This is a genomic window from Mycobacterium sp. IDUB_39, assembly GCF_055419205.1.
Genome location: NZ_JBVAXF010000020.1, coordinates 1 through 5808 on the forward strand (window position 1 = coordinate 1; position 5808 = coordinate 5808).

Genomic DNA, 5808 nt, shown 5'->3' on the forward strand with positions numbered 1-5808 from the left:
CACAATCGAGCACATCCACCGACGACAACGACCGCAACGGATCAACCACCATCGCCACCAACACCCGCTCCAACCGCCCGATCAGCGCCTCGATACTGGCCGCGTCGTACACATCGGTGCGGAACTCCACCAACCCGCCGATCCCGGCAGGCTCTCCAGCGTGGTTGACGCGCTCCGCCAACGAGAACACCAGATCCATTCGGGCAGATTCGGTTTCCGCCGACAGCGGCGTGGCCTGCACATCTCCCAGCACCAGTCCGGCAGCGGGATCGCTGCTCCGCCACGGCAGGTTCTGCCAGGTGAGCATTACCTGGACCAGGGGATGATGGGTCAGGCTGCGGGTGGGGTTGAGCCGATCCACCAGCACCTCGAAGGGTACGTCCTGGTGCTCCAATGCGGCCAGGCCGCGTTCGCGCACCTGTTCCAGCAGTTCAGCGACGGTGGGATCACCTGCGATGTCGACCCGCAAGACCAAGGTGTTGACGAAGAACCCCACCAGCTCATCCAGCGCCGGATCATTGCGCCCGGCAGTCGCGATTCCCAGGGCCACATCAGAACTGGCGCTCAGCTTCGACAGCAGAATCGCAATGGCGGCCTGCACCACCATGGAACTGGTCGCGTTGTACTGATGCGCAAACGAAGCTACCTGCTGCTGCAACTCGGCCGGCCAGTCCACGGCGACACTGGCACCCCGGTAGTCCGCCACCGCCGGATAGGGACGGTCGGTGGGCAACTCCAGCCGCTCAGGCACGCCGGCCAATGCCTCCTGCCAGTAGGTCAATTGTGTCGATATCACGCTGTCGGGATCAGATTCGACACCCAACCACTCCTGTTGCCACAGGGTGTAATCCACGTATTGCACCGGCAGAGGCATCCAATCCGGAGCCTGCCCATCACACCGGCTGGCGTAGGCCATCCCCAGATCGGCCACCAGCGGGGTCACTGACCAGCCGTCGGCCGCGATGTGATGTACGACCGCCACCAGCACGTGCTCATCCTCGGCGACGCGGAGAAGCGTTGCCCGCAGCGGTATCTCGGCGGATAGGTCGAAAGTATGGCGCGCTGCCGCGCCGACGGCCTCCTCCACCCGGTCTACCGACCAACCGGAGGCATCGATGACCTGCCAGCCCAAAGCGGCCTGCTCAACTTCGACAACCAGTTGCTGAGGTGTCCCGTCAACCGCGGTGTACACGGTGCGCAGGCTCTCGTGGCGCACCACCAGATCCGCCAGCGCTTGGCCGAGCGCGGTGACATCGAGGCTCCCACTCAGCCGCAATGCGACGGCCATGTTGTAGATCGGCGACGGGCCCTGCAACTGCTCCAGGAACCACAACCGCTGCTGGGCATAGGACAATGGGATGGGGTGCGGGCGGGGCATCTGCTGTATCGGTGGGCGGGCCGCATCGCCAAGGTTGCGGTCCAGGTGGTCGGCGAGTACGGCGACGGCCGGGGCATCGAAGAGATAGCGCACCGGCACGTCTCTGCCCAGTGCCGACTCCAGACGCGATGTGACCCGGATGGCGATCAACGAGTCCCCGCCCAGGGCGAAGAAGTCGTCATCGAGGCCGACCCGCTCGAGTCCGAGTACCTCCGCGAAGACCTCGGCGACGGTCTTCTCGGTCGGGGTCTGCGGCACTCGGAACGGTGTGGCCGCGAAAACCGGTTCGGGCAGGGCCTTTCGGTCGATCTTGCCCGAGGAGGTCAACGGGAACTCATCAAGCACCACGATCTGGGACGGCACCATGTACTCGGGCAACCGCGCGCCCAACCACTGCCGCACCGCACTGACCTTGGTGTTGGTATGGGGGTCGTTGGCGTAGGCGCTGCGCTGCTTAACCCCATGAGTCGGTAGGTAGAGGTCGATCGGGGCAGGACTTTGCCATCCGTTGGCGGGGGCGATGAAGACCGCATCGAGCGTTCCGGGTTGAGCGCCCCAGGTGACCGCGACCTGATATCCGGCGGTCTCGCCGACGCAGTGCAGCTGTTCGGGCGTGGCTGTGTCGAAGGTCGCGGCGCCCTGGGCTCGGGCTTCGGCCATGGGTAGCCCCGCAGCGAGGGCCCGCTCGATGTGTACATCAGCGATCACGCCGGTACGGGGTATCGCGCTGACGCGCACCATGGCCGGCCGTTGCGCCATCAGCTCGGCCTGCAATGCGGATAGTCCCGCACAGTCGGCCCACTCCCAGATGGGTGCCGCGGCCAACGAGCACGCCGATTTGGTTGGGGATTTCTGGATGATGACGTCGTAGCGATATCGACTGAGCTCATTGTCGGCCTCGCCGCGTTTGACCTGGATGCTCAGACCGGCCACCGACGAATGCCCAGCCGCCCAGGTGGTGAAGAACTCGGGAGCCAACATCAATTCGGGCTCACCGAGGACGGCGCGCTGCACACGCTGCCGGATCTCATCGGCATCGGTGGTCCCGGTCTGTGCCAGCGCGATGCCGGTTTGGAACGCACCCTGCAAGCTGTGGTTGCGCACATCACCTATGAACAGCGCCCCACCCGGGGCCAGCAGTTCCACTGCCTTGTCGATGACCTCGGCTAGATAGTCAGCGCTCGGGAAGTACTGGATAACCGAGTTGATGACCACCACATCGAAGTGGTTCTGCGGCAATCCTTCAACCACGTCGGCGGGGCGGGCCAGCAACTGCACCCGATCCCCCCACGACTGCCCGGCCACCGCCCCCTGCAAGGTCTGGATTGTCGGTGCGGAGAAGTCGGTGCCCCAGTACTCCTCACATCCCGGTGCGATCTGGGACATCAACAGCCCGGATCCCACCCCGATCTCGAGCACCCGCCGCGGACCAAGTGCCAGGATCCGGTCCACCGCCGCCGAGCGCCACTCCTGCATTTCATGCAGCGGGATCGGCTCGCCGGTGTAGCTGCTGTTCCAGCCCCGGAAGTCACTGCCGAACTCGGCCACCTCAATCTCGGCGTCGTACAACTCGTCATAGATGTTCTGCCACTGATCGACGACCTCAGCGTCATGATCAGCAGTGTGGGAGCGCTCCAGGGCGACGTAGGCGATGAGGTGCTCCGCGGTCTCGGTGTGGTGCACCGAAGCGGCGGCCCGGGCGACCTGCGGGCAGGCCAGCAGGGTGTTCTCGATCTCGCCCAACTCGATGCGCAGACCGCGCAGTTTGATCTGGGCATCGGCGCGGCCCAGGTACTCCAATTGACCATCGGCCCCCCAGCGCACCAGATCTCCTGTGCGGTACATGCGCGTGCCGGCATCCCCAAACGGGTTGGCCACGAACCGGTCCGCGGTCAACTCCGCGCGGCCCACGTATCCGCGCGCCACAGCCGGTCCGGCCAGATACAACTCCCCGACAACCCCCACCGGGGCTGGGTTGAGCCGCGCATCGAGCACCAGTGCGTTCACCCCAGCGATCGGAGCCCCGATGTTCACCGAGTGACCTGCTGTCAGCGCACTCCAGGTGGCCCAGATGGTGACCTCGGTGGGTCCGTAGGCATTGAACATCCGCCGACCCGGCGCCCATGCGGCCACCAACTCCGCCGCGCAGGCCTCGCCGCCGGTGATCAGCGTGCCCAACTGCCCGTCCAGCCGGGCTCGATCCAGCGTCGCCAGTACCGTCGGAGTCAACAAGGCCGCATCGACCCGCTGCTCGTGCAGCAGTGCCGTCAACGCCTCTCCGGCATAGGCGTCCGGTGGCGCCACCACTAGCGTTGCCCCCGACGCCACCGCCAACAGCCATTCGAACACCGAGGCATCGAAAGTCGGTGCGGCAACCATCAATACCCGCGCATCGCTCGCTACCTCGAACGCTGTGCGGTGCGCGGCGGCCACACCCAGCAGTCCGGCGTGGCTGACCGCCACCCCCTTCGGGGTGCCGGTGGACCCCGACGTGAAGATCACATACGCGGCGTCATCCACGCTGAGCGGCGCCGTCATCTCAGCTTCGGTGATCGGTTCGGCACTGCGCCCCGACACATTCAGGCCATCGACGCGCAGCACCGGACGCGCCCCGGCCCCGCCCACCACATCGACACCACAGGTCAGCACGCACACCGCCTCAACGGCATGCAACACCGTGGCGATTCGCTCAACCGGATGAGCCCGATCCACCGGCACGTACACCCCACCGGCCTTGAGCACCGCCCACCAGGCCACCACCAACTCCGCACACCGATCCATCGCCACGCCGACCGCGCGCTCCGGACCCACCCCCACGTCAATCAACACCCGCGCCAACTGTGTCGACCACACATCAAGATCGCGATACGACCACTGGCGGGCCCCATCAATAACGGCCACGGCATCCGGGCCGGCGGCCACCGCCGCGGCCAACAACTGCGGACCCAGCCCCACCGGCGCACCGATATCAGCGCCAGACCACCGGCTCAGTACCAGGTCACGCTCGCCGCCATCCAGGAGCGCCACCTCGCCCACCACCACCGACGCGTCGGCCACTACCGCCTCGACCACCCGGCCGAACCAACCCACAAACCGCTCAATGGTCGACCGGTCGAACAGATCCGTGGAGTAGGTCACCACCCCGGCTGCCATCGGCGCGCCGGCGTCATCAGTGGGCATCTCCCTCAACGCGAATGGCGCTGTCGAATCCTCCGCGGACAGCTCCCTCACCTGGATATCCAGGTCGAATTTGGCGGTGTGGGTACCCACTGCCACCGGCTCGACGCTGACTCCGTCGAGCGCCACCTCGGGGCGCACATTGTTCTGGAATGTCGTGGCCACCTGAAACAGCGGATGATGCGACGGGGAACGCGCCGGGTTGAGCTGCTCCACCAACAGCTCGAAGGGCACATCTTGATGGCTGTAGGCATCCAGCGCCTTGTGTCGCACCTGCTCAATCACATCGCTGAATCGCAGTGCGGAGTTCACCCCCAGGCGCAGCACCCAGGTGTTGACGAAGAACCCGACCAACTCGTCAAGAGCCTGATCCATCCGTCCGGCGATCGGCGTGCCCATTGCCACGTCCTCACCGACCCCTGCTCGGTGCAACACCACCGCCACCACGGCCTGCAGCACCATCGAGGCCGTTGCGTTGTGCGTTGCGGCCAGCGCCTTGACTCCCGCCCAGGTCTGCGGGTCGATGCACAGCGGTACCTCGTCACCGCGATAGCTTGGCACCGGCGGGCGAGGCCGATCCGTCGGCAGCGACACCACCTCGGGCAGGCCGGCTAGTTCCTTCCGCCAGTAGCCCAACTGACCGGCGATCACACTGTCGGGATCAGTCACCGATCCAAACCACTCCTGTTGCCACAGTGTGTAATCGGCGTACTGGACCGGTAACGGAACCCAGCTCGGGGCCTCGCCCCGTCGCCGCGCCTCAAACGCGTCGGCCACATCTCGTACCATCGGAGCAAGGGACCATCCGTCAAAGGCGATGTGGTGCAATACGATCCCCAGCACGTACTGTTCGGGACCCACCTGGAAGATCTGCGCCCGGATCGGGATCTCGGCCGCCAGATCAAAGCGGTACCCCGCCAATGCCACCAACTCGGCGGCCACATCGGTCTCCGGCACCGACACCACCACCGGACCCCGGCGCCGCCACATCCCCTCCTGCGCCGCCAGCACCTTCTGCAGCGGCACACCGTCACGGTCGGGGAAGACCGTGCGCAGCGGCTCATGCCGGGCGATCACGTCATCGAGGGCGGCATCCAGCGCCGCCACATCCAAAGCCCCGTTGATCCGGAAAGCGGTCGGCATGTTGTAAGTCGCCACCCCGCCCTCGAACCGGTTCAGGAACCACATGCGGTTCTGGGCGTAGGACAACGGCACCTCTGCTGGTCGCTGCTGTGCGGTCAGGGGCTCTCGTC

1 protein-coding gene is annotated in these 5808 nt (G+C 65.9%); it reads right to left on the reverse strand.

Annotated elements, in window-relative coordinates; genetic code table 11:
• Nucleotides 1-5808 (reverse strand): amino acid adenylation domain-containing protein (locus tag ACZY0X_RS31160; protein ID WP_463775886.1); only part of this gene is annotated, 5808 nt, incomplete at both ends.